General features: G+C 73.0%; 21 protein-coding genes and 1 pseudogene. 11 read left to right on the top strand and 11 right to left on the bottom strand.

Annotation, left to right across the window (positions count from 1 at the left end):
* Window positions 1-8 precede the first annotated feature (8 nt).
* Both ACLBYE_RS03795 and ACLBYE_RS03790 read right to left on the bottom strand, forming a co-directional pair.
* Entirely contained in the window at window positions 9-3,422 is a 3,414-nt protein-coding gene (locus tag ACLBYE_RS03795) for an acyl-[ACP]--phospholipid O-acyltransferase (RefSeq protein ID WP_447693099.1), read from the bottom strand.
* Between the two features lie 154 nt (window positions 3,423-3,576).
* Window positions 3,577-3,846: a hypothetical protein gene (locus tag ACLBYE_RS03790; RefSeq protein ID WP_020093716.1), complete on the bottom strand. Its 270-nt coding sequence runs from the start codon at window positions 3,844-3,846 to the stop codon at window positions 3,577-3,579.
* A gap of 202 nt (window positions 3,847-4,048) precedes the next feature.
* Here ACLBYE_RS03790 and ACLBYE_RS03785 point away from each other — a divergent pair, with 202 nt between their 5' ends.
* Both ACLBYE_RS03785 and ACLBYE_RS03780 read left to right on the top strand, forming a co-directional pair.
* Entirely contained in the window at window positions 4,049-5,059 is a 1,011-nt protein-coding gene (locus tag ACLBYE_RS03785) for an SDR family oxidoreductase (RefSeq protein ID WP_447693098.1), read from the top strand.
* Window positions 5,060-5,247: 188 nt separating this feature from the next.
* Window positions 5,248-6,123 carry an MBL fold metallo-hydrolase gene (locus tag ACLBYE_RS03780; protein ID WP_447693097.1) on the top strand — a complete coding sequence of 292 codons (876 nt, stop codon included), beginning with the start codon at window positions 5,248-5,250 and terminating at the stop codon, window positions 6,121-6,123.
* Here the strand turns inward: ACLBYE_RS03780 and ACLBYE_RS03775 are convergent.
* The 3 genes from ACLBYE_RS03775 to nthA are packed head-to-tail and all read right to left on the bottom strand — an operon-like array spanning window position 6,111 to window position 7,758.
* Window positions 6,111-6,434: a nitrile hydratase accessory protein gene (locus ACLBYE_RS03775; RefSeq protein ID WP_447693096.1), complete on the bottom strand. Its 324-nt coding sequence runs from the start codon at window positions 6,432-6,434 to the stop codon at window positions 6,111-6,113. The genes ACLBYE_RS03780 and ACLBYE_RS03775 overlap by 13 nt on opposite strands.
* Window positions 6,431-7,090, bottom strand: a complete 660-nt coding sequence (gene nthB / locus ACLBYE_RS03770; RefSeq protein ID WP_447693095.1) for a nitrile hydratase subunit beta — start codon at window positions 7,088-7,090, stop codon at window positions 6,431-6,433. The genes ACLBYE_RS03775 and nthB overlap by 4 nt, the downstream gene beginning before the upstream one ends.
* Complete coding sequence (nthA, locus tag ACLBYE_RS03765; RefSeq protein ID WP_447693094.1) at window positions 7,087-7,758, bottom strand: nitrile hydratase subunit alpha; 672 nt, start codon at window positions 7,756-7,758, stop codon at window positions 7,087-7,089. Before nthA ends, nthB begins: the two co-directional genes overlap by 4 nt.
* 202 nt (window positions 7,759-7,960) lie before the next feature.
* On the opposite strand from nthA, the gene ACLBYE_RS03760 reads away from it, so the two are divergent.
* On the top strand, window positions 7,961-8,665 hold the full coding sequence (locus tag ACLBYE_RS03760; protein ID WP_447693093.1) for a sigma-70 family RNA polymerase sigma factor: 705 nt from the start codon (window positions 7,961-7,963) through the stop codon (window positions 8,663-8,665).
* A gap of 178 nt (window positions 8,666-8,843) precedes the next feature.
* Entirely contained in the window at window positions 8,844-9,131 is a 288-nt protein-coding gene (locus tag ACLBYE_RS03755; RefSeq protein ID WP_447693092.1) for a hypothetical protein, read from the top strand.
* 111 nt (window positions 9,132-9,242) lie between these two features.
* Here ACLBYE_RS03755 and ACLBYE_RS03750 read toward each other — a convergent pair whose 3' ends face one another.
* A complete protein-coding gene (locus tag ACLBYE_RS03750) occupies window positions 9,243-10,634 on the bottom strand; it encodes an amidase (protein WP_447693091.1) in 1,392 nt (463 codons plus the stop codon).
* Between the two features lie 4 nt (window positions 10,635-10,638).
* Window positions 10,639-12,240, bottom strand: coding sequence for an ABC transporter substrate-binding protein (locus ACLBYE_RS03745; protein WP_447693090.1), 1,602 nt, complete (start codon window positions 12,238-12,240; stop codon window positions 10,639-10,641).
* A 210-nt stretch (window positions 12,241-12,450) separates the two neighbouring features.
* Between ACLBYE_RS03745 and ACLBYE_RS03740 the strand changes: the two genes are divergently transcribed.
* From ACLBYE_RS03740 to ACLBYE_RS03725, 4 genes are read left to right on the top strand one after another with little or no spacing between them, the layout of a single operon-like run.
* Window positions 12,451-13,995, top strand: a complete 1,545-nt coding sequence (locus ACLBYE_RS03740; RefSeq protein WP_447693133.1) for an acetolactate synthase large subunit — start codon at window positions 12,451-12,453, stop codon at window positions 13,993-13,995.
* Entirely contained in the window at window positions 13,992-16,349 is a 2,358-nt protein-coding gene (locus ACLBYE_RS03735; protein WP_447693089.1) for a penicillin acylase family protein, read from the top strand. Before ACLBYE_RS03740 ends, ACLBYE_RS03735 begins: the two co-directional genes overlap by 4 nt.
* A 31-nt stretch (window positions 16,350-16,380) precedes the next feature.
* The gene (locus ACLBYE_RS03730; protein WP_447693088.1) at window positions 16,381-17,853 is read left to right on the top strand and encodes a M81 family metallopeptidase; all 1,473 of its coding nucleotides are present in this window, start codon (window positions 16,381-16,383) and stop codon (window positions 17,851-17,853) included.
* Window positions 17,854-17,861: 8 nt separating this feature from the next.
* Window positions 17,862-19,004 (top strand): M20/M25/M40 family metallo-hydrolase, encoded by a 1,143-nt coding sequence (locus ACLBYE_RS03725; RefSeq protein WP_447693132.1) that lies wholly within the window; start codon window positions 17,862-17,864, stop codon window positions 19,002-19,004.
* Window positions 19,005-19,021: 17 nt separating this feature from the next.
* Here ACLBYE_RS03725 and ACLBYE_RS03720 read toward each other — a convergent pair whose 3' ends face one another.
* From ACLBYE_RS03720 to ACLBYE_RS03705, 4 genes and pseudogenes are all read right to left on the bottom strand, one after another.
* Window positions 19,022-19,186, bottom strand: coding sequence for a hypothetical protein (locus ACLBYE_RS03720; protein WP_165923085.1), 165 nt, complete (start codon window positions 19,184-19,186; stop codon window positions 19,022-19,024).
* A 73-nt stretch (window positions 19,187-19,259) separates the two neighbouring features.
* Window positions 19,260-20,654, bottom strand: a complete 1,395-nt coding sequence (locus tag ACLBYE_RS03715) for an amidase family protein (RefSeq protein ID WP_447693087.1) — start codon at window positions 20,652-20,654, stop codon at window positions 19,260-19,262.
* Window positions 20,655-21,196: 542 nt separating this feature from the next.
* The gene (locus ACLBYE_RS03710) at window positions 21,197-22,120 is read right to left on the bottom strand and encodes a metallophosphoesterase family protein (protein ID WP_447693086.1); all 924 of its coding nucleotides are present in this window, start codon (window positions 22,118-22,120) and stop codon (window positions 21,197-21,199) included.
* Window positions 22,121-22,181: 61 nt separating this feature from the next.
* A pseudogene (locus ACLBYE_RS03705) lies at window positions 22,182-22,673 on the bottom strand (VIT1/CCC1 transporter family protein); the annotation flags it as partial.
* 295 nt (window positions 22,674-22,968) lie between these two features.
* Between ACLBYE_RS03705 and ACLBYE_RS03700 the strand changes: the two are divergent.
* The 3 genes from ACLBYE_RS03700 to lpxK form a co-directional block, all read left to right on the top strand.
* On the top strand, window positions 22,969-23,754 hold the full coding sequence (locus tag ACLBYE_RS03700) for a lysophospholipid acyltransferase family protein (protein WP_447693085.1): 786 nt from the start codon (window positions 22,969-22,971) through the stop codon (window positions 23,752-23,754).
* Complete coding sequence (locus ACLBYE_RS03695; RefSeq protein WP_447693084.1) at window positions 23,751-25,082, top strand: 3-deoxy-D-manno-octulosonic acid transferase; 1,332 nt, start codon at window positions 23,751-23,753, stop codon at window positions 25,080-25,082. The genes ACLBYE_RS03700 and ACLBYE_RS03695 overlap by 4 nt, the downstream gene beginning before the upstream one ends.
* A partial coding sequence (lpxK, locus tag ACLBYE_RS03690) for a tetraacyldisaccharide 4'-kinase (RefSeq protein WP_447693083.1) occupies window positions 25,082-25,639 on the top strand: 558 nt, incomplete at its 3' end. The genes ACLBYE_RS03695 and lpxK, both read left to right, overlap by 1 nt.

The raw sequence follows: 25,639 nt of genomic DNA, 5'->3' as shown, positions 1-25,639 counted from the left end.
CGCGACCGTCAGGCCGCCGCGTTCTCCTTCGCCCGCTCCAGCGCGAGCTTCGTGACGGCCACTTGGTCGACCTTGCCGGTGCCGAGCATCGGGATCGCGTCCAGCACCACCACCTCGGCGGGGATCGCGACGTCGGAGGCGCCGCGGCCCTTGGCGAAGCTCTGGTAGGCGGCCCGGGTCGCCCCCTTCTCCTGCGTGAACAGGATCAGCCGCTCGCCCTTGCGCGCGTCCGGCACCGCCGCGACGGCGCTCGGACGTTCGGGCCAGAGCTCGGCGGCCAGGGACTCGATGCCGGCGAGCGACACCATCTCGCCCGCGATCTTCGCGAAGCGCTTGGCCCGACCCTTGATGGTGACGAAGCCCATCGGGTCGATCGCCACGATGTCGCCGGTGTCGTGCCAGCCGCCCGGCGGCGGCTCCAGCACGCCGGGCTTCTCGGCGCGCAGGTAGCCCAGCATGATGTTCGGCCCGCGCAGGGACAGGCGGCCGCCCTCGTCGATTCCCGGCACCGGCTCGAGGCGGGTCTCGATGCCGGGCAGGATCCGCCCAACCGTGCCGAACCGGTTGAACATCGGCGTGTTGAGGGCGACGACCGGGCCGCACTCGGTGACACCGTAGCCCTCCAGGATGCGCAGCCCGAACTTCTCCGCCCAGGTCTTCCGGGTGGTCTCCTTCACGGCCTCGGCGCCGGCCACGACGTAACGCAGGGAGCGCAGGTCGTAGGAATGGGCCGACCGGGCGTAGCCCGTGAGGAACGTGTCGGTCCCGAACAGGACGGTGCTGTTCGAGCCGTAGATCAGCTCCGGCACGATCCGGTAGTGCAGCGGCGACGGGTAGAGGTAGACCGGCACCCCCGAGACCAGGGGCAGGACCAGCCCGGCCGTGAGCCCGAAGGCGTGGAACACCGGCAGGACGTTGAACACCTTGTCCATCGGGCCGAAATCGATCCGGGCCGCCACCTGCGCCACGTTGGCGAGCATGCAGCGGTTGGCGAGCACCACGCCCTTCGGCGTGCCCTCGCTGCCCGAGGTGAACAGCACCGCTCCCGGATCCTCGCCGGCGCGCGCCACCAGGGGGCGGCGCGGCGCCAGGAGGCCGCGGATCTTGTCCCCCGTCGTGATGCCGGCCCGCACGTCCTCCAGGTAGATCAGCTCGACCGAGCCGCGGATCGCCTCGACGAGCGGGCCCAGCCGCCCCTTCTCGATGAAGGCCCGGGAGGTCAGGATCCTGCTGACCTCCGCGGCCCGGCAGGCCGAGAGCACGTTGGCGGGGCCGGCCGAAAAGTTGATCATCGCCGGCACCCGGCCCGCGGAGGCGAGGGCGAACAGCGTCACCGCGGCGCCGTTGGCGTTCGGCAGCATGACGCCGATCCGGCCGCCCACGGGCGCCAGCGGCATCAGCTTGCGGCCGAGGATGTTGGCGCCCATCACGAGCCGGCTGTAGGTGAGGCGGCCGCCGACCGGATCCTCCAGGGCGTTGCGGCCCCAGCCGTGGCGCTCGCCCGCCTCGATCAGCGCCGCCATCAGGCCGCGGTCGATGTCGGCGGTGCGGAACACGAGGTCCGACATGATCCCGTAGAGGGCGGCGCCCGCCGCCTGCCGCCGCGCCTTGCCCTTGAGCGCGGGGTCCACGGTCAGCCGCACCGGCGGCATCACCGTCACGGTCACCTTGGGCCACCAGCGGCGGCGCACCTGGCCGCGCGACAGGCGCGAGAAGACGGTGCGCTCCAGGCCGTCGAGCTTCACCGGGACGACCATCGCGCCCGACTTGTCGGCGATCAGACCGGCGCCGTCGTAGACCTTCATCAGGCTGCCGGTGACCGTGAGCCGGCCCTCGGGGAAGATGATCAGGGTCTCGCCGCTCTTGACCGCGTTGATCAGCGTCCGGGTGGCGAGCGGCCGGGTCGGGTCGAGCGGCATCGCCTTGGTGATGCGCAGGAACGGGCGCACCCACCAGCGCTGCGCGATCCCGCTGTCGATGGCGAAGACCGGCTCCTGCTCGAGGAGCGACAGCGCGAGCGGCGCGTCGAGGAACGAGACGTGGTTGAGGGCGATGATGGCGTTCGGGCCGGCCGCCGCGAGGTTGTCGAAGCCGCGGACCTCCAGCCGGTAGAAGGCCCGGAACAGGATCGACAGGAAGTCGCGGAACGGGCTCGTCGGCAGGGTCGCGAACACGAGCGCGCCGACGATCAGGTTCAGCACCGCCACCACCGCGAGGAGGCTCGCGATCGTGAGGCCCGCGCCCTGCAGCGCCGCGAGCGCCAGGGTGCCGGCGACCATGAAGGCCGCCGTCATGACGTTGACCGCGCCGATGATCCGGGCGCGCATCGCCTTCTCGGCCCAGGCCTGCACGGCCGCGAAGGACGGGACGATGTAGAGGCCGCCGGAGATCGCGAGACCGAGGAAGTCGATCCCGGTGCGCAGGCCGTGGCCGGTCTGCAGGAAGCCGAGGGGGCCGATCGGCTCCGCGGGCGGCGCCGGCAGGTGGCCGACCGTCCAGGCGAGGTCGAGGCCGAACAGGCCCATCAGCACCGCGCCGACGGGCGTCGGCAGCAGCACGATCCGGCCGCTGGCGAGCCACGAGGCGAGGCCGGAGCCGACCGCGATGCCGATCGAGAACAAAGCCAGCAGCAGCGTGATCACCGTCTCGGTGCCGTTGAAGGCGCCGCGCACCAGCACCGGCAGCAGCGACAGCACCACCACGCCGACCAGCCAGAACCAGCTCACCGTGAGCGAGCCGCGCCACAGCCGCGTGTCGGCCCAGAGGTCGCGCAGCAGCGCGTAGGTCGAGCGGGCGATGTTCGGGTCGACGCGCAGGTCCGGGGCCCCCTCGCCGGTCGCCGGGATCATCCGGGCCGAGAGCCAGCACAGGACGGCGAAGCCCATCACCAGCACGCCGAACACGAGTCCCGAGCCGCCCATCGCCGAGGCCGCGCCGGCCGCGATCGTGCCGAGCAGGATCGCCAGGAAGGTCGCCGCCTCCACGAGGGCGTTGCCGGCGGGGAGCTCCTCGCGCCGGAGGTGGTCCGGCAGGATCCCGTACTTGATCGGGCCGAACAGTGCCGCGATCGTCCCGAACAGGCCGAGCGCCACGAACAAAACCGGGATCGAGTGCAGGAGGAAGCCGAGCACGGCGGTGCCGGCCGCGAAGATCTCGGCGAACTTGAGCCGCCGCGCCATCAGCGCCTTGTCGTAGCGGTCGGCCCACTGGCCGCCGAGACCCGACAGGATGAAGAACGGCCCGATGAACACGGCGCTCGCGAGCGTCACGAGGACGCCGGCATGGGCGTCCGCCTGGCCGCCGATCCCGAACAAGATCAGGAAGGCGAGTGCGTTCTTCAGGAAATTGTCGTTGAACGCCGAGAAGAACTGGCACCAGAACAGCGGCGCGAAGCGCCGCGCAGACATCAGGGTACGGAACATGGCGATCTCTCGGTTCCGAACCTGACTGGCCCACGAGAGACCGTCAGGTCAAATCGGACCGAGGCGAACGCACAGGGATCGCGGGGGCCGCGCGGCCGGGCCGTGTGGACCGGCACGGCTCAACGCCGCCCGGCCGTCGATCCGCTCCCGCGCGTCAGGCCTTGTGGACGAGCCGGCCCCGCCGCGCGACGGCGGCCCCGGCATGCCGGGCGATGAACGCGTGGAGGGAGGCTCCGAGATCGTAGGACCAGTACACGTGGGCCGCGAGCGTCGTGAACACGAGGAGCGCGGCCCCGACCGCGCAGGCCGGCACGAGCAGCAGGCCGGTCAGGACCATCCCGACGGCGGTCCGCTCGGCCAGGGACGCCTGCGGCCAGGGATCGATCGGGAGCGAGAAGAGGGAGAAGCGTCGTCCAGTGCGCATGGCTGCGACCCTCGATGGTTCGGCATGACGCGGTACAGGCAGTCAACAGCGCCCGCGGTCGGACGTTGCGTCCCGGTCCGTGAAATCGGCATCGCGATCGGTATCCCGATCCGCTTCCCCGTGACGTTCCGGCCCATTCGAGCGGCGCAACCGAGCGCGCCGCACCGTGTTGCCGGTTCGGTCTGTCGCGGATGAGGTCGGTATGGCACGGGTTGCGGTCGTTACGGGGGGCACGGCCGGAATCGGGCTCGCCACCGCGCATGAATTCGCCGCGCGCGGCTGGTCGGTCGCGGTGATCGCGCGGGATCCCGGCCGTCTCTCCGCGGCCGAGCGGGCGCTCGCCGCCTACGGCCAGCCGATGCTGGCGATCGGCGCCGACGTCGCCGACCCGGAGGCCGTGGACGCGGCCGCCGAGCGGGTCGAGCGCGAGCTCGGCCCGATCCGCGCGTGGGTGAACAACGCCATGTCGACGGTGGTGAACCCGGCCGACCGAATCACCCCGGACGAGTACCGGCGGGTGACCGAGACCACCTATCTGAGCCAGGTCTACGGGACGCTCGCCGCCCTGCGTTACATGAAGCGGCGCGACCGCGGCGCGATCATCCAGGTCTCGTCGGGCCTCGCGATCCGGGCGGCGCCCCTGCAGGCCCCCTACTGCGCGGCCAAGTTCGCGGTCTCGGGCTTCACCGACGCCCTCCGCTGCGAGCTGCTGCACGACCGGGTCAATGTCAGCCTCAGCGTGATCTACCTGCCGGCGGTCAACACGCCGCAGTTCAACTGGGCGCGCAACCGAACCGGCCACCGCCAGTACGCGCCGGACCCGGTCTTCGACCCGCGGCTCTGCGCCGACGCGATCCTGTACGCGGTCGAGCACCCGCGCCGGGAGGTCTGGGTCGGCCGGTCCTCGGTGATGATGGCGGCCGCCCAGGCGCTGGCGCCGGCGCTCGCCGACCGCAAGGCCGCCTCCATGTGGTCGGCGCAGCTCTCCGACGAGACCATCCCCGAGATGGCGGGCAATCTCGACGCGCCTGTACCCGGCCCGGCCGGGATCGACGGGCGCTTCTCCGGGCGGACCAAGGCGAGCCGCGCCGAGTTCGTCACGAGCCGCACCCGCGACGTCGTGGTCGGCGGCCTCCTCGGCCTGGCCCTCGTCGGCCTCGCCGGCACCGTCCACGCCGCCCGGTCGGCGCGCCGCCTGCCCGGGCGGACCTGACGGCTGCTGAGCCCGATCCCGTCGACAGGCCTGCCACCGTCTTTGCGAGCGGAGCGAAGCAATCCACAGTGACGCCCCGCTTGAAGAAGGCCTTCTGCCCTGGGTCGCTTCGCTGCGCTCGCGATGACGGGGACGGCGAGTTCAACTAGGGCCGTATCGCACGCACCGCCCGAGGAAGGTCCCAGACGATGCCCGGCTATCTGCCCTTCGCGGGCGCCCTGAAGCTGCCCGCCTACACCTGCGACAATTGCGGGTTCTGGCAGCGGCACTTCGAGACGCCGGCCGCCTGCCCGATGTGTCTCGACGCCCGCCACGTCGTGCCGCAGGACGGCTGGCGCTTCCGCACCGCCCGCCAGGCGCAGGAGGCCTTTCCCTGCCACTGGCAGGAGCTTGAGCCGGGGGTCTGGCGCTTCTGGAACGAGCCGGTCTCCGGCATCGGGCCGTCCGCCTATCTGATCCGGACCGAGCGCGGGAACATGGGCTTCGAGGGCTGCCCGGTCTTCAGCGAGGCCGCCCTCGACCAGATCGAGCGGCTCGGCGGGATGGCGGTCCTCTCGGCCTCGCACCCGCATTCCTACGGGGCGCTGACGCAGCTCCAGGACCGGTTCGACCCGGAGCTGTGCCTGCCGGCGGCCGACTTCACGTGGAGCGCCGCGCTCCAGGTGAGCTGGCCCTACGACGATTTCCTCGAGCCGCTGCCGGGGCTGGAACTGCACCGCACCGCGGGCCATTTCGATGGCCACGCGATCCTGTACGACCGCGGGCGAAAGATCTGCTTCTGCGGCGACGCGCTGAAGTTCGAGCTCGACCCGGCGGATTCCCGACGCGCCACCACGATCTCGGCCCATAAGGCCTTCGTGCGCGGGGTGCCGCTCACGCCGAGCGAGCTGCGCCGCTACCGCGACGTGTTCGAGCGCCTTGACTTCACCCAGACCTGGACGCCGTTCGAGCCCGCGCGCAATTGCGGGCGGCCCGAGGTCCTGGCCCTGCTCGACCAGCTGATGAGCGGCCGGTCGCACGCTGCGCCGGTGCCGCTCGACGGCCTGCGGGCTCAGGGCCGGTAGAGCGGGTCGTTCTCCAGGCGGATCGGCTGGCCGTGGGGCGTCGCCTCCGCGGCCCGCAGGAAGGCCTCGGTCCGCGCCGCGACGCTCTCGGGTCCCGCCACGCCGCGCTCGGCCAGGAGCGCTTCCAGCGTCGCGAGCCACGCGCCGTAATCGGCCGCCTGCTCGGGGGCCTCGGCCGGGCGGATCTGCCGGCCGAGGCGGTCCGCCCATTCCGACCACGTGAACAGCCCGGATTCGCGCAGGGACACCACCAGGGCGAAGACCTGCGCCTCCCAGGGCGCCGCGAAGGGGCTCGGCGACGGGGCGGTCACGCGGGCTCCAGGTACGGTTCGAAGGCCGCCACCGTGACGACGCCGCCCAGGTCGCCGCTCTCGCCCCACAGTTCCTGCGCGGTGAAGGCGACCGTGTAGAGCCAGGTCGGGTTCTCACCCGACCCGTAGGCGTTGGTGTCGGGGAAGACGTAGACCCCGTCGACGCGCACGATCCGGCCGCGCTTGCCGCGCACGTAGCGGGGCAGCCGCGTGTGGCCGGTCGGGTGGCTGTTGCGCGCCAGGACGGCGTCGCCGACCGCGAAGCGCGCCGGGGCGTCAGCGGCGCGGCTGCTCGGGAAGCCGGCCCGGAAGCGCTGCTCCAGGCCGTCGCGGGCCAGGACCCTCGCGACGGGCTTGGCCGGCTCCGCGGACCGGCCGCTCGCGATCTCGGCCGGCGTCGCCAGGCCGGTGGCGGCGACCTGCTTCTCCAGCGCCCTGAGCCAGATCTCGTAGTAGCTCGACGCGAGATATTCCGCCGGCGGCAGGGATTCTCGGTTGGCCCGGCTGCCGTCGAGGTTCCAGGCGCCCGTGTAGCCCATGGCCATGGCCAGCGCGAAGACGCGGCGCTCCCACGCGGCGTGGAAGACCGGCTCGTCCGGCTCCGGCACCACCGGCCCGAAGCCGTGCGCCCCGCCGAGATCCTGGGCTCCGTTCATACCGGCATCTCCGCGGGCGCGACCGGGATCGCCCTGGGCAGCCCCGTGCCGATCATGGAATCGCGGGTCACGAGGGCGGCCAGGGCCTCCTCGGAGAAGCCGTCGGTCTCGGCCGGCCGCATCGGCAGGACCATGTAGCGGGTCTCGGCCGTCGAGTCCCAGACGGTGATGCGGGTGGTCTCCGGTAGCGTCACGCCGAACTCGGCGAGCACGCCGCGCGGGTCGATCACCGCCCGGGCCCGGTAGGGCGGCGCCTTGTACCAGACCGGGGGCAGGCCGAGCACCGGCCACGGGTAGCACGAGCACAGGGTGCAGACGACGAGGTTGTGGATCTCCGGCGTGTTCTCGACCACCACCATGTGCTCGCCGCCGCGGCCGCCGATGTCCAACTCGGCGATGGCCGGCGTGGCGTCGGCCAGGAGCCGCGCCCGGAAGGCGGGGTCGGTCCAGGCCCGGGCCACGACCCGGGCCCCCGCGTGCGGGCCGACCTTGGTCTCGTAGAGCTCGACCAGGGCATCGAGGGCCGCCGGGTCGACGTAGCCCTTCTCGGTCAGCAGCGATTCCAGGGCGCGCACCCGGGCCTCGACCGGCGACAGGTCGCTGCCGTGGTGATGATCGTGGTGGTGATCGTCGTGGCCATGCGCGTGCTGCGCGTGATCGTGGGTCATCCCGCTCTCCTGACGCTGCGCACTCTGCATCGACCGGCCCGCCGCTGCCAGTCCGGGGGCCCGTATCCGGCCGCCGTTGTCACCCCGGCCATCATGCTTAAATTCCCTGTCACAATTGGGAGCGTTTGGCATCGGTTCAGGATTCTGCCGCTACCGACGTTAGAGCTATTCCAGTATACCAGCGTTGGAGGCGGAACCGTTCATGACTGAGGACGCTGCGGACCGGCCAGACGGAGGCGCGGGCACCCGGGATGGGGCCGGCTACGCCGCTTCCATCGGCCTGCACCTCGCCCTGCCGATCCGGGAGTATTTCAAGGTCGTCGAGCTTGAGCCCCTGCCGGCGCAGCTCGCGGCCCTGGTGTCCCGCTTCGAGGCGGCGGTGACGGCGCACGGCGAGACGGTCCCCTTCGACTTCCGCGGCGACATCATCAAGGCGCTGCCGGCCCTGCGCACCTTCGCCCTGTCGCTCGTGGGCGACGTCAGCCGCGCCGACGACCTGGTGCAGGAGACCTTCGTGAAGGCCTGGGCGAACCAGCAGCGGTTTCGGCCCGGCACCAACTTCACCGCGTGGCTGTTCACCATCCTGCGCAACCAGTTCTACACCGACCTGCGCAAGACGCGGCGGGAGGTGGAGGACGTGGACGGGACGCATGCCGGGCAGATGACCAGCCCGTCCGACCAGGAGGATGCCAGCACCCTCAAGGTCGTCTGGGAGCGTCTCGGCGACCTGCCCTCCGCGCAGCGCCAGGCGCTGCTGCTGGTGGGTGCCGAGGGCCACACCTACGAGGAGGCCGCTGTCATGCTCGGCTGCCAGGTCGGCACCGTGAAGAGCCGGGTGAGCCGTGCCCGGTCGTCGCTCCTCGACACGCTCGGCGTCGTCGTGGCCGGGCAGGCTCCGGCCGTGTGATCGATCCGTCCCCGAACGGCGCAGCCTGACGCGCCCGCGCTCCGCCGGCGCCGCACCGAGCCGCCGCACGCCGGATGTGGACCCGCCGCCGGGCCCGCGCCGATCCTGTGCGCCTCCTCACGAGGACCGGACACCGCGTCCCGTATGGTCGATGTCAGTCATCGATTCGGGGTCGCACATGCAGCACGTGTCCGCAGACAACGACCGGGTGGCGCGGTGGTGCGGGGCGCATCCCGTCCTTCTCGCCTTCGCCCTGTGCGCGTTCGGCCTCGCCGTCGTCGCCGCGGTCTGGGGACTCGGGATCCTCACGCCGGCCACGGCCACGGTCATCGCCTTCATCTATGTGGCCTGCCTCGGCGGCTTCCTCATGGAGTACTTCGGGATCAATGAACTCATCAGAGGCGTGAGATTCCTCTGGTTCGTTCTGACGGGCGTCTGGTGGCTGTTGACCTTCTGGCGGGCGTGACGGGGCCGTTGATCCCGTCTCCGCGTCACCGGATCGCCCGCGGACTCCCGCAGGATGGGGGCGTCGGCAGGCCCGCTGCCCGACGCCGGAGGCGCCGAGACTCCGCGGGTCTCACACCGGCGGCCGGCGCAGGTGCCAGTCGGTCGCGCGCTGGTAGGCCTGTCCGATCCGCAGGGCCGTCGTCTCCTCGTAGCCGCGGCAGACGATCTGCAGCGAGAGCGGCAGCCCGGACGCGGTGAAGCCGTTCGGCAGCGCCAGGGCGCAGAGGTCGAGCAGGTTGCCGAAACGGGTGAAGCGCGACGGGAGGTGCGCCTCGTCGACGGCGTCGAGCGCGACGGCCGCGCTCTCCGTGGTCGGCGTCAGGAGAGCGTCGATGCCCGCGAGGGCGGCGTCGTACTGCTGCTTCATCGCGGCCCGGCGGTGGAGCGTGCCGAGATACTCCTGGGCCGAGACGTTCGCGCCGGCCAGGATCCGGGCCCGGACGGCGTCGCCGAGCTGGGCGGACGGATCCTCCGCCAGATCCCCGTTGACGAAGTAGGCCTCCGCGTTGGTGATCTGGCTCATGGCCACGCAGTCGCTGAACCGGAACGGCAGGACGACGTCGACGATCTCGGCGCCCTGCCCGGCCAGGAGATCGAGGGCCGCGTCGTAGGCGGCCAGCATGTCGGGGGCGACCCCGTCCCGCTCCGAGGCCGGCATCCGGCCGAGGCGCAGGCCGCGGATCCCGCGGTTCAGCGCCGGCCAGGGCGCGTCCGGCGCGACCCCGCGGGTCGTCGGATCGCGGGGATCGGGGCCGGAGATCGCCTCGTAGAGCAGCGCCGTGTCCTCCACGGTGCGGGCCAGCGGTCCGGGCGTGTCGAGGGTCATCGACAGCGGCACGATCCCCCAGGTCGAGACGCGCCCGACCGTCACCTTGAGGCCCGTCAGCCCGCAGAAGGAGGCCGGCAGGCGCACCGAGCCGCCGGTGTCGGTGCCGATGCCCCAGGGCGCCATCCGGGCCGCCACCGACACGCCGGTGCCGCTGCTCGACCCGCCGGGGGTGCGCGGCGTCTCGACGTCCCAGGGGTTCCACGGGGTGCCGAGATGCTGGTTCGTGCCCCAGCCGCCGTAGGCGAACTCGACCGTGTGGGTCTTGCAGAGCACGATCATGCCCTGGCCGATGAGGCGCCGGGCGATCGTCGCGGTGCGCGCGGCCCGGCGCGCCCGGTGGGCGGCCGAGCCGCCCATGGTGATCCGGCCCTCCAGGTCGATCAGGTCCTTGAGCACGACCGGGACGCCGTGGAGCGGCCCCACGGCGTGGCCGGACCGGATCGCCCGGTCGGCCCCCTCGGCGGCGAGGCGGGCATCGGCGGCGAAGACCTCCGTGAAGGCCTGGAGCTTCGGCTCCAGCCGGTCGATCCGGCCGAGGAGGGCGTCGACGGCGTCGACCGGCGAGAGGGTCCGCGCCTGGATCGCGCGGCCGAGCTCGGCCGCGGAGGCGTGTACGGGATCGATGTCGGGCATGGGGTCACTGCACGCTGACGAGGGTGAGGTCGACGAACCAGGATTGCGGCGAGACGAAACCCTGGACCTTCTTGGACATCCCGCGGGGATTGAGGTCGTGGACGACGAACAGCCAGGGCGGATTGTCCACGAGGCGCTCGTGGGCGACCTTGGTCTGCGCGTCGATCACCTTCGCGTCGGTGGTCTCGGCGAGCGCCTTGAGGGCGGCGTCGAACGCGTCATCCTTCCAGGTGGGGAAGTTGAAGCCGTTCGGCGGGAACCGGTCGCCCGCGAAGTAGCGCGCCATGACGGCCGGGTCCGACGAGGGCGACGAGACGTTGAGCGCCATCGCGCCCTGGAGGGTCGGCGCGTCGGGGAGCGCGCGGCCGGCATTCAGCAGCACCTGCCACTCGACCACGTTGAAGGTCAGGTCGACGTTGCAGGCCTGCTTCAGGTTCTCCTGCAGGTACTCGTTCATCGGCATCGGCAGCATCTGCCCCGAGCCGGAGGAGGAGATCATCACCTTGAGGCTGAGCGGCTTCTTGTCGGTGTAGCCGGCCTCGGCCAGCAGCGCCTTCCCCTTGGCGGCGTCGAAGGTGTAGCGGTTCTTCGGGCTGCCGAAATTCGGGTCCATGTCGTTGAGCCAGCCCGAGGCCGGCTCGGCCGTGCCGTTGAGGAGCTCCACGATCCCGGCCCGGTCGATGCAGTAATTCAGGCCCTGCCGGACGCGGACATCCTTCAGCGGGCTGTCCTTGGCGCCCATGTTGAAGAAGTAGGGCCAGACATGCGGGTACGAGCCCGTGGTGATGGTGAAGCCCGCCTGCTTCATCGACGGGATCGCGTCGGGCGCCGGCACCTCGATCCAGTCGACCTGGCCGGCCCGCAGGGCGGCGACGCGGGCGTTGGCCTCCGGGATCGGCAGCAGCCGGACCCGGTCGACCTTCGCCATCCGGTCCGGGTCCCAGTAGCCGTCGAACTTGGCGAGATCGACCGCCTCCCGCGGGGCGACGCGGGTAATCCTGAACGGGCCCGTCCCGGCCGCCGGCAGGGCCGCGACCTTGCTCCAGTCGCGCCCGGCCTTCTCGAAGGAGGCGGGCGAGGTGAAGAGCAGGTAGACCACCATGTAGGGGAAGTACGAGGCGACCTGGGTGGTGGTGATCTGCACGGTCGAGTCGTCGACCTTCCTGTAGCTCCCGACCAGCGGCGCCCGCGCCCGGGAGATGCCCGCGCCCTGCGGCTCGAATTGCGGGCTGTCGTTCTTGAAGTAGCGGTCGAGGTTCCAGATCACCGCGTCGGCGTTGAACGGCGTCCCGTCGTGGAACTTCACGCCCTGGCGCAGGTGGAAGGTCCAGACCGCCTTGTCGTTCGGGTCCTGCTCCCAGCGCTCGGCCAGCGCCGGGATGATGCCGGCGAGCTTGGTGGTGCTCTTGAGGTCCCACTGCACCAGCCCCTCGAAGATCGGGTAGCCGAGGAAGCGCATCCCCTCGAAGCCGTTGTTGGGCATGCCCGTCGTGGTGGGGATGTCGCTCGCCGTCATGGCGATGCGCAGGACGCTCTCGGCGCTGGCCGATCCCGTCAGGGCCACGGTACCCGCCAGGGCGGCGGCAATCAGGCGGCGAAATGTCATCCGGATCCCAATCGTCGAAGTTGCGGCGCGGCCGGGCGCAATTCCCGCGCCACGCTCAGGCTTAGGCCCTGCGTCCGGCGAACAGAAGATGCCGGACGTCGCCCCTTGCGCGTGGCGCCCGCTGCGCCACGATAATAAAAAATGCGAGTCGCCAGCCCGGACGGCCGGCCCCCGAAGGAGACGCCCGTGACCGACGAGACGCCGCGCGCCATGAACGGGGCCGAGAGCTTGGTCCGGACCCTCGTGGAGGGCGGGGTCGAGGTCTGCTTCACCAATCCCGGCACCTCCGAGATGCACTTCGTCGCGGCCCTCGACCGGGTCGAGGGCATGCGCTGCGTCCTGTTCCTGTTCGAGGGCGGGGCGACCGGCGCCGCCGACGGCTACGCGCGCATGGCCGACAAGCCGGCCTCGACCCTGCTGCATCTCGGGCCCGGCCTCGCCAACGGGCTGGCCAACCTCCACAACGCCAAGAAGGCGCGCACCCCCGTCGTCAACATCGTCGGCGAGCACGCGACCTACCACCGCGAGTACAACGCGCCGCTCACCTCGGACATCGAGGGGCTGGCCCATCCGATGTCGTCCTGGGTGCGGACGGGCATGAGCGCGACCGAGATTGGCTCCGACGGCGCCGCCGCCATCGCGGCCGCCCGGACCGCCCCGGGGCAGGTCGCGACCCTGATCCTGCCGGCCAACACCGCCTGGGATCCCGGCGCCGGCCCTGCGCCGGTGCCGCCGATCCCCGAGCGGGCGCGGGCCGGCGACGACGCAATCGCGGCGGCCGTGAAGGCCCTCCAGAGCGGCGAGCCGGTGCTCCTGCATCTCGGCGACCGGGCCGTGCGGCGCGAGGGCCGGGTCATCGCGGACCGGATCGCCCGCAAGACCGGCGCCCGGCTGATGGCGATGACCTCCAACGCCCGGATCGACCGCGGCGCCGGCACCGTGCCGATCGAGCGCCTCCCCTACCCGATCGACCAGGGCATCGACGCCCTGAAGGGCTTCCGCCACATCATCCTGATCGGCGCGACCCCGCCGGTGGGCTTCTTCGCCTACCCGGGCAAGCCGAGCCTCCTGGCGCCTGAGGGCAGCACCACGATCACGCTGGCCACGCCCGAGGAGGACCAGATCGACGCCCTCGAGCGGCTCGCCGAGGCGGTCGCGGCCCCGCCGGCCGAGCCTGTCGCCGTCGGGCCGCGCCCGAAGCTCCCGACCTCCGGTCCCCTCGACCAGGACACGATCGGGCAGGTGCTCGGCGCGCTGATCCCCGAGGGCGCGGTGATCTGCGACGAGTCGATCACCACGGGCCGCAACTTCTTCGCCCTGACCCGGGACGCCGCGCCCCACACCTGGCTGCAGCTCAGCGGCGGCTCGATCGGCCTCGGCATCCCGATGGCGACCGGCGCGGCCGTGGCCTGCCCCGACCGCAAGGTCATCAACCTGCAGGCCGACGGCAGCGGGCTCTACACGGTGCAGGCGCTCTGGACCCAGGCCCGCGAGCACCTCGACGTGGTGACGCTCGTCTGGTCGAACCGCTCCTACGCGATCCTGCGGGCGGAACTCACCAATGTCGGCGCGCTCAATCCCGGCCCGAAGGCGCTGGGCATGCTGAGCCTCGACGATCCGGCCATCGATTGGGTGAGCCTCGCCCGCGGCTTCGGCGTCGCGGGGCGGCGGGTCGAGACCCTCCCCGACTTCATCGAGGCGTTCCAGCACGCCCTGGCCAGCAAGGGACCGCACCTCATCGAAGTGGCTCTGTGAGCGGGGCGGCCCACGCCCTCCCCGGCCTCGACGGGCCGGCGGAGATCCGCGTCGACCGCTGGGGGCTGGCGCATATCCGCGCCGGCACCGCGCTCGACGCCTTCCGCGCGCAGGGGTTCAACGCCGCCCGGGACCGGCTTTGGCAGCTCGACCTCTGGCGCAAGCGCGGCCTCGGCCTGCTGGCGGCGGATTTCGGACCGGGCTACCTCGCGCAGGACCGGGCCGCCCGGCTGTTCCTCTACCGCGGCGACATGGCGGCCGAGTGGGCGGCCTACGGGCCGCAGGACACGCGGGCGATCGTCACCGCCTTCGTGGCGGGGATCAACGCCTACGTCGCCCTCACCGAGGCGCGGCCCGACCTGCGCCCGCCGGAATTCGCCGTGACGGACACGCGCCCGGCCCTGTGGCAGCCGGAGGACGTGGTGCGCATCCGCAGCCACGCGCTGATCCGCAACGTCCTGTCCGAGGTCGCCCGCGCGCGGGTCCTCGCCCGCGGCCGGAGCCCGGCGGACGGGCTGGCCACGGACGACCTGCGCAAGCGGATCAGTCCGCCGCACGACCCGATCATCCCCGACGGGCTCGACGCCGCCGACTGGCCGGACGATCTCCTCGACGCCTTCCGGCTGGCCACGGCGCCGGTCGGGTTCAGCCCCGAGCGGAGGGCGGCCTCCCGCGCGGAGGCCTGGGAGTGGTCGAAGGTCGACGCGCACGGAACCGTCACGCGCGGCCCCCGCGGCGCGGCGAAGGAGCCGGCCGAGGGCTCGAACAACTGGGCGGTGGCGCCGTCCCGCACCGCCACCGGGCGGCCGATCCTGGCGAGCGACCCGCACCGGATCTACCTGCAGCCCTCGCTGCGCTACGCTGTCCACCTCACCGCGCCGGGACTCGACGTGATCGGGGCCGGCGAGCCGGCCCTGCCCGGCATCTCCATCGGCCATAACGGCCACGCCGCCTTCAGCCTCACCATCGCGCCGATCGATCAGGAGGACCTGTTCGTCTGCGAGACCGACCCGGCCGATCCCGACCGCTACCGCTCCGGCGACGGTTGGGCCCCGATCGCGCGCGTCGCGGAGCGGATCCCGGTGCGCGGCGGGCCGGACGAGACCGTGATCCTCGGCTTCACCCGGCACGGGCCGGTCCTCCGCGAGGAGAGGGGCCGCGCCTTCGCGCTGCGGACCGTCTGGTCGGAGCCGGGCGCTGCCGCCTATCTCGGCAGCCTCGCCTATCTCGGCGCCACGACGCCGGAGGCCTTCGGCGAGGCCCTGCGCCACTGGTCCGCACCCTCCGTGAACCAGCTCTACGCCGACACGGCGGGCCGGATCGCGTGGTTCATGGCCGGCAAGGCGCCGCTGCGGCCCGGCCATGACGGTTTGCTACCGGTGCCGGGCGACGGCCGCTACGACTGGGCCGGCTTCCACGATCCCGCCGCCCTGCCCCGGAGCGTCGATCCGGAAGCGGGCTGGCTCGCCACCGCCAACGAGATGAACCTGCCGCCGGACTATCCCGCGGAGGACCGGAGGGTCGGGTTCGAGTGGGCCGAGCCCTGGCGCGCCCGCCGCATCCGGGCAGTCCTCGGCGGGCAGGACCGGCACAGTCTCGCGGATTCGCGGGCGCTCCAGGGCGACGTGGTATCCGAGCCGGCCCGGCGGCTGGCCGACCTGATGCGCGACCTGCCGGCCGCCGGCGATCCCGATGTCGCCGCGGCCCAGACTGTGCTGGCCGCGTTCGACGGCGCGCTGCACCACGGCTCCGCGGCGGCCGCCCTCGTCGAGGTGGTCTGGGTGCGGCACCTCCGCCCGGCCCTGATCGCGACGCTCGTGCCCGATGACGGGACGCGCCGCCTCCTCCCGCCCGGCGACACGCTGAGCCTGATCGAGCGTCTGGAGACCGGTCTCGACCCGGCGACGCGCGCGTCCCTGCTCACCGACGCTCTCGGCGCCGGCCTTCGCACCTGCCGGGAGCGGATGGGCATCGATGCCGCGGGCTGGTCCTGGGGCCGCCTGCACCGCGCGCTGTTCGAGCACCCGCTGACGGCCCTGGCGCCCGGGACCGGCTGGGACGTCGGCCCGCTGCCCGTGGGCGGTGCCGCGGCATCAGTCATGCACGCGGAGTACCGGACCGACACGTTCCGGCTCACCCACGGCGCCTCGTTCCGCATGGTCGTGGACGTGGGCGACTGGGACCGCTCGGTCTTCATCAACGTGCCGGGCCAGTCGGGGGACCCGGGCAGTCCGCACTACGCCGACCTGGCCCCGGTCTGGGGGCGCCAGGACTACGTGCCGATGCTCTACGGCCGCGCGGCCGTGGACGCGGCGACCGAGACGGTCATCACGCTGACCCCGAGCCCCGCCTGACCCGGCGGCCGGGACGGATTGGGACAGGACCTTGAAGATCTTCATCGCCGGCCTCGCCACCGAGACCAACACCTTCGCGCCGCTGCCCACCGGACGGTCGGCGTTCCACGCCGACTACGCCCGCCGGGACGGCAGCCGGAACCCGCCGAGCCTCAGCAATATCGGCCTCAAGGCCTGGCGCGCGCTGGCCGAGGCGGACGGGCACACGGTCGTCGAGAGCCTCTCGACCTTCGCGCAGCCCGGCGGGATCACCCTGCGGGCCGTCTACGAGGAGCTGCGCGACGCCCTGCTGGAGGACCTGGAGGCCGCGATGCCGGTCGACGCGGTGCTGCTGTTCATGCACGGGGCCATGGTGGCCGAGGGGTACGACGACTGCGAGGGCGACACGTTGGAGCGGGTCCGCGCCGTCGTGGGGCCGGACGCCACGATCGGCGTCGAGCTCGACCTCCACTGCCACCTCAGCGAGACGATGCGGGCCAGCGCCGACGTCATCGTGATCTACAAGGAATACCCCCACACCGACATCGTCGACCGCGCCCGCGACCTGTACCCGCTGGTCGTCCGGACCGTGGCAAAGGACATCCGGCCGGTGATGGCCTACGCCGACTGCCGGATCGTCAACATGTGGCGCACCAGCCGCGAGCCGGTCGCGGGCTTCGTCCGCCGCATGGAGGCGCTGGAGGGGCGCAACGGCATCCTGTCGGTCTCCTTCGGGCACGGCTTCCCCTGGGGCGACGTGGCCGATGTCGGCGCCAAGATGCTGGTCGTGGCCGACGGCGATGCCGGCAAGGCGCAGGCGCTGGCCGACGAGCTGGCCGGCGCCGTCTGGGCGATGCGCGAGGAGGCGGCGAGTCACTGCGACACGATCGACGCGGCCATCGACTGGGCGCTCGCCTCCGGCGACCCGCGCCCGATGGTGCTCGCCGACTTCGCCGACAATGCCGGCGCGGGCGCGCCCTCCGACAACACTGCGATCCTCGCCCGCCTCGCCGAGCGGGGCATCGCGGACGTGGCGCTCGGCCTGATCTGGGATCCCGGCGCGGTCGGCATCTGCCACGAGGCCGGCCTCGGGGCGACCTTCACCCTCCGGATCGGCGGCAAGTGCGGCGTGACCTCCGGGAACCCGGTGGACCTGCGCGTCACGGTTCGCGGCCTCTCGGACGACCACAGCCAGACCGGCCTCAGCGGCGGCCGGGCCCATCTCGGCCCCGCGGCCTGGGTGGAGGCGAACGGGATCCACGTGGCGCTGACCCACAAGCGCCAGCAGGCCTTCGCGCCCGACGCGTTCACGGGCCTCGGCCTGAGCCTCGACGACAAGCGGATCGTCGTGGTGAAGTCGATGCAGCACTTCTACGCCGCCTTCGCGCCGATCGCGAGCGAGGTCCGCTACGTCGCGGCGCCCGGCGCCGTGCCGCCGGATTACGGCGCGATCCCCTACACCAAGCGGTCCGGCCTCTACTGGCCGCGCGTCGCCGATCCGTTCGCCGAGGAGAACGCCCGATGATCCCGGAGATGATCCCGGACCTGTCCTTCGACGCGCGCGAGATCCTCGCGACCCTGCAGCCCTGGGTGCTGTGCGAGAGCCCCACCCACGACGCGGCGGCGGTCAACCGCATGATGGGCGTCGCCGCCCGCGACCTCGCGCTCCTCGGGGCGACCGTCGAGACGATCCCGGGCCGCATGGGCCTGAGCGACTGCGTCCGCGCCCGGTTCCCGCACCGGGACCGCGACGCGCCCGGCATCCTGGTGCTCGGCCACCTCGACACGGTGCATCCCGTCGGCACCCTCGGGAGCCTGCCCTGGCGGATCGAGGGCGACCGCGCCTACGGTCCCGGCATCCTCGACATGAAGGGCGGCAACGTCATCGCGCTGGCGGCGATCCGCGCCCTGGCGGCGGCCGGGATCGAGACGCCGCTGCCGGTGACCGTCCTGTTCACCGGCGACGAGGAGGTCGGCAGCCCCTCCACCCGCGACCTGATCGAGGCGGAGGCCGCCCGCCACGCCTTCGTGCTGGTGCCCGAACCCGGCCAGCCCGAGAACGGGGTCGTCACCGGGCGCTACGCCATCGCGCGCTTCGACCTCGAGGCCCTGGGGCGCCCGAGCCACGCCGGCGCCTCGCCCCACGAGGGGCGCTCGGCGATCCGCGCGATGGCGCGGAAGATCCTCGCCATCGACGCGCTGTCGGACGCCGACTGCACCGTCTCGACCGGGATCGTCTCGGGCGGGCAGTGGGTGAACTGCGTCCCGACCGTCTGCCGCGGGCAGGCGCTCAGCATGGCCAAGCGGCAGGCCGACCTCGACCGCGGCGTCGAGCGGATGCTGGCCCTGTCGGGCGAGGAGGACGGCGTCCGCTTCACCGTGACCCGCGGCGTGACTCGGCCGGTCTGGGAGCCGGATGCCGGCTGCATGGCGCTCTACGAGCGGGCGCGCGCGCTGAGCGAGGCGCTCGGCCAGCCCCTGCCCCATCGCAGCGCCGGCGGCGGCTCGGACGGCAACTTCACCGGCGCCAACGGCGTCCCGACCCTCGACGGGCTCGGACCGCTGGGCCAGGGCTACCACACCCTGGAGGAGCACGTGCTGATCGAGACCCTGCCGCAGCGGGCCCGGCTCTTCGCGGCCCTGCTCGCCAACCTCGGCGCCGCCGGCCGGCCCTGAGGCCGGCCGCGCCGCGATCAGGCGCGACCCCGGCCGAGGGCCGCGACCGCCAGTGCGCCCAGCAGGCCCCCGGCCGTGCCGCCGCCGAAGAAGCCCGCCAGGGCGAGGAGCGGTCCCGACGACGCGGTCAGGAGACAGAGCAGGGTGCTTCCGAGGCACCCGCCGGTGGCGATCATCGACATGCTGCGCCTTATGCAACCAATGGTTGTAAAAGCATAGCAGCCAAGGTTCGGTTCCGGCGGACGCGGTTCCGCCTCAGGCCGGATCGACCGGCATCTCCGGCGCGCCGCCGGCCTCGATCGCCGCGCCGGCCGCGAGGCAGAGGTCTTCCCGGTAGCGGGCGGCGACCAGCTGAACGCCGACGGGTGTCCGCCCGACGAGCCCGGTCGTCACCGTGAGCGCCGGGACGCCGATCGGCGCCAGCCCGACCTGCAGCAGGTTCGCCTCGAAGGCCCTTGCGATCCCCGCGTCGCCGGTGCGGTCGAGACCGTCCGGGAAGGGCAACTCCCCCGAGACCGGGACCAGCAGCACGGGGTTCTCGGCGAGGAACAGCGCCCAGTCCCGCGCCAGGGTCGCGCGCCGGGTCAGCGCCCGGGCGATGGCGTCGGGCGCCATCGCCTCGGCCCGCGGCCGGAAGCTCTCCAGGAGGCCGATCGCCGCCGGATCCCCTTCCCGCTCCGCCGCGGCCCGGACCGCCGCGTAGCCGTCGCCGAGCCAGAGCTGGAGCTGCAGCTCGCACGCCTCCCGGATCGGCGGGGTGTCGGCAATCTCCGTGACCGTCCAGCCCGCCTCGCTGAGGCGCCGCGCGGCCTCGCGCAGGGCGGCCTCGACCTCCGGTGCGGTGGCGAGCCCCCCGGGCCGCACGCAGAGCGCGACCTCGCGCGCGACCGGCGGCCCGTCCAGCGGCGCCGGCACCCACCACGGGTCGCGCGGGTCGGGCGCCGCCATGACCTCGAGGCCGAGGCGCACGTCTGCGATGCTGCGCGCGAGTGGGCCGGAGACCGCCATCAACTGGGGGCCGATGCCGCGCTCGGGCGAGGACGCGTTCCAGGCCGGGATCCGGCCCAGGCTCGGGCGCAGCCCGTGCACCCCGCAGGCATAGGCCGGGTAGCGCACCGAGCCGGCGATGTCGGTGCCGTGCGCAATGGCGCCGATCCCGGCCGCCACCGCGGCGCCGGCGCCCCCGGACGAGCCGCCGGGCGTCAGCGCCGGGTCACGGGGATTCTTGGTGTCGCCGTGGAGCTGGTTGGTGGTGAACCAGCGCAGCGAGAAGGCCGGGGTGTTGGTCCGCCCGAGCAGCACGGCGCCGGCCCGGCGCAGGTTGGCGACGACGGGGTTGTCGTCCGTCGCCACGAGGTCGCGCTGGAGGCGCAGCCCGTTCGTCGTCGCGAAGCCGCGCTGGTCGGCGTTGACCTTGACGGTGACCGGCACGCCCGTCAGCGGTCCGGAGGCCTCGCCGCGCGCCCGGGCGGCGTCCACCGCGTCCGCCTGCGCCAGCACGTCCTCGGGCCGGTGCTCGACCACGGCGTTTATCCGCCCGTTGACCGCGTCGAGCCGGTCGAGGGCGTCCCGTGCCACCTCCCGGGCCGAGACCTGGCCGGAGCGGATCAGGGCCGCGAGGTCGGTGGCCGTGAGACGCCAGAGCTGCATGGGTGTTCCTTTCGCGCCCGGACGGGCGGGATCCATCCTACGATTCGCACCGCCCGGGCGGCTCCCGGGCGGCCCGCGCAGCATATTCAAAATGCAAGACGGCGGCCGCTTTTTTGCGCACCCGCGGATCGCGAGCCCGGCCAAGGCTTTGCCGCAATGCAGCAGAAGGACCTAAGCATTTCGACGTATACGACCCTTGCCACCTTTGGAACGACTGATAACCTCGCCCTCGTTCGCGCGTTCGACCGGCCATTCCAGCGAGAAGGGACGATTTCCTCAGACGAAAGCAGGCAACCTCCAGCATAAGGCAGGCTCCCATGGCAGAGGTGATTCGCGTCAGGCCGACTCACGACGGCACCTATACCGTGTATCGCGGGACACTCGCGTTGATATGCGGTCTCACCCGCCTCCAGGCCGAGCGCTACGAAGCAAGTCTCAGCCGACAGCAGCGCGCCGACCTCGCGGTCGCCGGCATCTGAACCGCATCGTTGCCGATCATCGGGCCGGCGCCGCCGTCACGACGGCCGTGCCGGCTCACGCCCTCAGGCCCCGCCCGGCGCGCCGAGGTCGAGCGTGCCGAGATCGCCTACGGTGCCTGACGCGTCGAGGCCCCGCCGGCGGGCCGTGACCGAGAACCCCTGGTCCGCCCGGCCGATCTCGAACAGCAGGTAGGAGGCCCGGCGCGACGCGATCGCGCCGTGACCGTCCGCGCGCGCCGAGGCGGAGGGGGCTCCGATGACCGGGACGGTCCGCCCGTCCGGCCCGGCGATCCGGGCGGTGCTGGTGACGTGATTGTGACCGTGCAGGATCAGGTCCGCGCCGGCCCGCCCGATCATCGCGGTGAACGCCGCCGCGTCCTTGAGCTCGCGCCCCGGCGAGGCGCCGCCGGGCTGCGGCGGATGGTGGATCATCACCACCCGGAATGGCCGACCGGGCTCGGTGGCCAGGGCGCGGAGCAGGGTCTCGGCCGCGGCGAGCTGCGACGCGCCGAGGCGGCCGGTCGCCACGAACGGCTTCGTCGGGATCGCGCTGGACAGGCCGACCAGGGCCAGGGGTCCGCGCCGACGCAGGTACGGGAAGTGGCCCCAGGAGCCCGAATCGTCCCCCGTGTAGCGGCCGCAGGCGGCGAGCAGGCCTTCCAGGGAGCCGCGGACATAGGCGTCGTGGTTGCCCGGCACGAAGCTCACCGCTTCGGGGGATCCGAGGGCTTCCAGGAAGGTCCGGGCGGTCTCCCACTCGCTGGGCAGGCCGATGTTGCACAGATCGCCCGTGCAGGCGACGTGCCCGGCCTCCTGCGCCTTCAGGTCGGTGACCAGGGCCTCCAGCACGGTCATGTCGTGGCTGCGCGAGCGCCCCCGCCGCCAGTTGGCGTAGCCGGTGGCGCGCTTGCCGAGGAGCTGGCGGAGGCGCACCGGCCCGAGGGGCCCGACATGCGGATCGCTGAGATGAGCGAGGCGGAAGGTCAACGCCGGTGGTCACCCTCGACACGGGGAAAGGCGCCCCGCATCGCGGGCGCGGCGCGTCCCGTCAAGCGCTTCCGATCAGCATCCCGACGACCAGCACCAGCGCGCCGCCGAGCATGACCTGCAGGGCCGCGCGCCAGAACGGCGTCGCCATGAAGCGCGTGCGGATCGCCGCGATGACCGCGAGTTCCACGATCACCACCAGAACCGCGAGGCTCGTGGCCAGGACGAACGGGTTCGGCCAGCCGGCCGGGAGCGTGTCGGGGATCGCGTAGGGCAGCGTGTGGCCGAGGCCGCCGAGGGTCGTCATCGCCCCGCAGACGAGGCCGCGCAGCCACGGATCGCCGCGGCCGGTGACGGCGCCGTCGTCCGACAGGGCCTCGGTGAACCCCATGCTGATGCCGGCCCCGACCGAGGCCGCGAGCCCCACCAGGAAGGTCGCGCCGTTGTGACCGGTGGCGAAGGCCGCCGCGAAGATCGGCGCGAGGGTCGAGACCGAGCCGTCGATCAGGCCGGCGAGGCCGGGCTGCACGTAGCGCAGCACGAAGGCGAGGCGCGCCTCGGCGTGCAGGTCGGCGGCGCTGTCGAGGGCGGCGGCCATGCGAATCTCCTTCTTTAGATCCGTTCCAATCTATAGTCTGGAATTGATCTAAACAAGGCCCGCTGCCGTGTTTTCGCCGCGCCGCGGGAGCATCCGCGGCGCCGAAACGCCTGCCGATCCCGAAGGCCTAACCGTGTGGTTGTGGACGAGACCGATTGTCTCGTCTCCGGAGCGGGAGCTAGACCATGCGCGGTCGAATTCGATCCGGACCTGATCGGGCGGCGGCACGCCGGCCCGCCCAAAGCGTGACATGAGCCTCGGTAAGCGTCTCCTCCGTAATCCCCCCGTGCAGCGCCTCCTCGGCCGTGTCGCGGCGGCCTATCTGCGGCTCGTGCGCCTCACCAACCGCTTCGAGATCCACGCGGGCGAGGCGTCCGCGGGCGCGGCGGATGGGTGGATCGACGCGCGCACGCCGCTGATCCTCGGCATGTGGCACGGCCAGCACATCATGATGCCGCTCCTGCGCCGGCCGGGCGACCGCGTGGCGACGATCATCTCGCGGAACCCGGACGGGAACATCAACACCATCGCGCTGGAGCGCTTCGGCGTCCGCGTGATGCGCGCCTCCGGCGCCCGCGGCCGCGGCCGCGCCACCGATCAGCGCGCCAAGGGCGGCGCGGAGGGCTTGCGGGCGATGCTGCGGGCGCTGAAGGCCGGCGAATCCGTGGCCTTCAGCGCCGACGTGCCGAAGGTCTCCCGCCGGTGCGATGCCGGGATCCTCACCCTCGCGCGCTTCTCCGGCCGGCCGATCGTCCCGGCGGCCGTGGTGACGAGCCGGCACCTGCGCTTCAGTTCGTGGGACCGGGCCTGCCTCGGGCTGCCCTTCGGCCGCGGCGCGATCGTGCTGGGCGACCCGATCTACGTTCCGCGGGACTGCGAGGGCGAGGCGTTCGAGACGCTCCGCCGCTTCGTCGAGGCCGAGATGAACCGGGTCCACGCCCGCGCCTACGCGCTCGTCGGGCGCGCCGACCGGGCGGCGCTCTACCGCGACCAGGTCCCCGAGATCGGGCAGGCGCCGGTGGGAGACCTCGCGTGAGGCGCCCCTCCGTGACCCTGCCGCTGCAGGCCTACCGGGCCGGCCTGCGCATCGGCGAGCCGGCGCTGACCGGACTGCTCGCGTGGCGCGCGCAGCGCGGCAAGGAGGATCCGCGCCGGCTCCCGGAGCGGCGGGGCCTGCCGGGCCGGGCCCGGCCGGTCGGACCCCTCGCCTGGATGCACGGCGCCAGCGTCGGCGAGGCCTTGTCGCTGATCGGCCTCGTCGAGGGCATGATCGCCCGCGGCTTCTCAGTCCTCGTCACCACCGGCACGCGCGCGGCCGCCGAGCTGGTCGGCGTCCGGCTGCCTCCGGGCGCGGTGCATCAGTACATGCCCCTCGACGCGCCGCGCTGGGTCGGACGGTTCCTCGACCACTGGCAGCCGGACCTCGCGGTGATCGCCGAGTCGGAGATCTGGCCGAACACGATCCTGGCGCTCGACGAGCGCGAGATCCCGCTGATCCTGGTCAACGGGCGCATGTCGGAGCGCTCGTTCCGGAGCTGGGAGCGCTGCCCGCGCACCGCGAAGGCGCTCCTGGCGCGGATCGCGATCTGCCTCACGCAGACCCAGGAGGACGGCGAGCGCTTCGCCAAGCTCGGCGCGCCGCGCGTGAGCATCGCCGGCAACCTGAAGTTCGACGCGTCGGTGCCGCCGGCCGACGCGCAGCAGCTCGCCTATCTGGGATCGATGGTGGCCGGCCGGCCGGTCTGGGTCGCGGCGAGCACGCATCCCGGCGAGGAGGCCATGGTCGCCTACGCGCACGCGATGCTGAAGGCGCAGTTTCCCCAGCTCCTGACCATCATCGCCCCGCGCCACCCGGCCCGGGGGGGCGAGGCCGTCGCCTGCGCGAACGCCGTCGGCCTGCGCAGCGCGCTGCGGTCCACCGGCGGGCGGCCCCATCCCTCGATCGAGGTCTACGTCGCCGACACGATCGGCGAGCTGGGGCTGTTCTACCGCCTCAGCCCACTGGTGTTCCTCGGCGGCTCCCTGGTTCCGCGGGGCGGCCAGAACCCGATCGAGCCGCTGCGGCTCGACTCGGCGGTGCTGCACGGGCCGCACACCGAGAATTTCGGCGTGATCTACCAGGCCCTCGACCGTGCCGGCGGCGCCATGCCGGTGCGCGACGGCGTCGAGCTGGCGGCGGTCGCCGCCGAACTCCTCGGCGACCGGGAGCGCCTCGCCGACATGGCCCGCGCCGGGCAGCGCGCCCTGGAGCCGTTCGAGGGGGCGGTGGCGCGCACGCTCGCGGTCCTCGACCCGTTCGTGGCGCAGATGAAACTCCAGCGCCTCGACCGCGGCAGCCCCGCGCGCCCGCTCGCGCGGGCCTGATGCGACCGCCAGCCTTCTGGGCCGCGGGGCCGGATCACCCGGCCGCGCGCGCGCTGGCGCCGGTCGGCGCGGTCTACGGGGCGCTCGCGGCGCGGCGGATGGACCGCCCCGGCGCGCGGGCCGGCTGCCCGGTCCTGTGCCTGGGCAACTTCACCCTCGGCGGTGCCGGCAAGACGCCGGCAGCCCTGGCGGTCGCGGGCCTCGTCGCCGAACTCGGCGCCGCGCCGGCCTTCCTGTCGCGCGGATACGGCGGCCGGCTCGCGGGCCCGGTGCGGGTCGATCCCGCGCACCACGCCGCCGCCGATGTCGGCGACGAGCCGCTGCTCCTCGCCCGCCTCGTGCCCGCGATCGTCGCCCGCGACCGCCCGGCCGGGGCCGCCCTGTGCCGGAGCCTCGGCGCCGACGTCGTCGTGATGGATGACGGCCTCCAGAACCCGAGCCTCGCCAAGGACCTCAGCCTCGCGGTGGTCGACGGCCCCGCCGGCCTCGGCAACGGCCTGCCGTTCCCGGCGGGGCCGCTGCGCGCGCCGCTCGCCCGGCAGTGGCCGCATGGCGGC

It is taken from the genome of Methylobacterium sp. A52T (assembly GCF_053346095.1).
Note: the sequence above shows the minus strand (reverse complement) of the source record. Positions and strands in the feature narration are given on the sequence as shown.

What these genes read in the sequence shown, in the direction of transcription:
- ACLBYE_RS03715 (WP_447693087.1), bottom strand. Translation starts at nt 20,654, where the DNA reads ATGCAGCTCTGGCGTCTCACGGCCACCGACCTCGCGGCCCTGATCCGC.
- ACLBYE_RS03725 (WP_447693132.1), top strand. Translation starts at nt 17,862, where the DNA reads ATGATCCCGGACCTGTCCTTCGACGCGCGCGAGATCCTCGCGACCCTG.
- ACLBYE_RS03740 (WP_447693133.1), top strand. Translation starts at nt 12,451, where the DNA reads ATGAACGGGGCCGAGAGCTTGGTCCGGACCCTCGTGGAGGGCGGGGTC.
- ACLBYE_RS03785 (WP_447693098.1), top strand. Translation starts at nt 4,049, where the DNA reads ATGGCACGGGTTGCGGTCGTTACGGGGGGCACGGCCGGAATCGGGCTC.
- ACLBYE_RS03750 (WP_447693091.1), bottom strand. Translation starts at nt 10,634, where the DNA reads ATGCCCGACATCGATCCCGTACACGCCTCCGCGGCCGAGCTCGGCCGC.
- ACLBYE_RS03700 (WP_447693085.1), top strand. Translation starts at nt 22,969, where the DNA reads ATGAGCCTCGGTAAGCGTCTCCTCCGTAATCCCCCCGTGCAGCGCCTC.
- ACLBYE_RS03790 (WP_020093716.1), bottom strand. Translation starts at nt 3,846, where the DNA reads ATGCGCACTGGACGACGCTTCTCCCTCTTCTCGCTCCCGATCGATCCC.
- ACLBYE_RS03745 (WP_447693090.1), bottom strand. Translation starts at nt 12,240, where the DNA reads ATGACATTTCGCCGCCTGATTGCCGCCGCCCTGGCGGGTACCGTGGCC.
- ACLBYE_RS03760 (WP_447693093.1), top strand. Translation starts at nt 7,961, where the DNA reads ATGACTGAGGACGCTGCGGACCGGCCAGACGGAGGCGCGGGCACCCGG.
- ACLBYE_RS03720 (WP_165923085.1), bottom strand. Translation starts at nt 19,186, where the DNA reads ATGTCGATGATCGCCACCGGCGGGTGCCTCGGAAGCACCCTGCTCTGT.
- ACLBYE_RS03755 (WP_447693092.1), top strand. Translation starts at nt 8,844, where the DNA reads ATGCAGCACGTGTCCGCAGACAACGACCGGGTGGCGCGGTGGTGCGGG.
- ACLBYE_RS03795 (WP_447693099.1), bottom strand. Translation starts at nt 3,422, where the DNA reads ATGTTCCGTACCCTGATGTCTGCGCGGCGCTTCGCGCCGCTGTTCTGG.
- nthB (WP_447693095.1), bottom strand. Translation starts at nt 7,090, where the DNA reads ATGAACGGAGCCCAGGATCTCGGCGGGGCGCACGGCTTCGGGCCGGTG.
- ACLBYE_RS03780 (WP_447693097.1), top strand. Translation starts at nt 5,248, where the DNA reads ATGCCCGGCTATCTGCCCTTCGCGGGCGCCCTGAAGCTGCCCGCCTAC.
- nthA (WP_447693094.1), bottom strand. Translation starts at nt 7,758, where the DNA reads ATGACCCACGATCACGCGCAGCACGCGCATGGCCACGACGATCACCAC.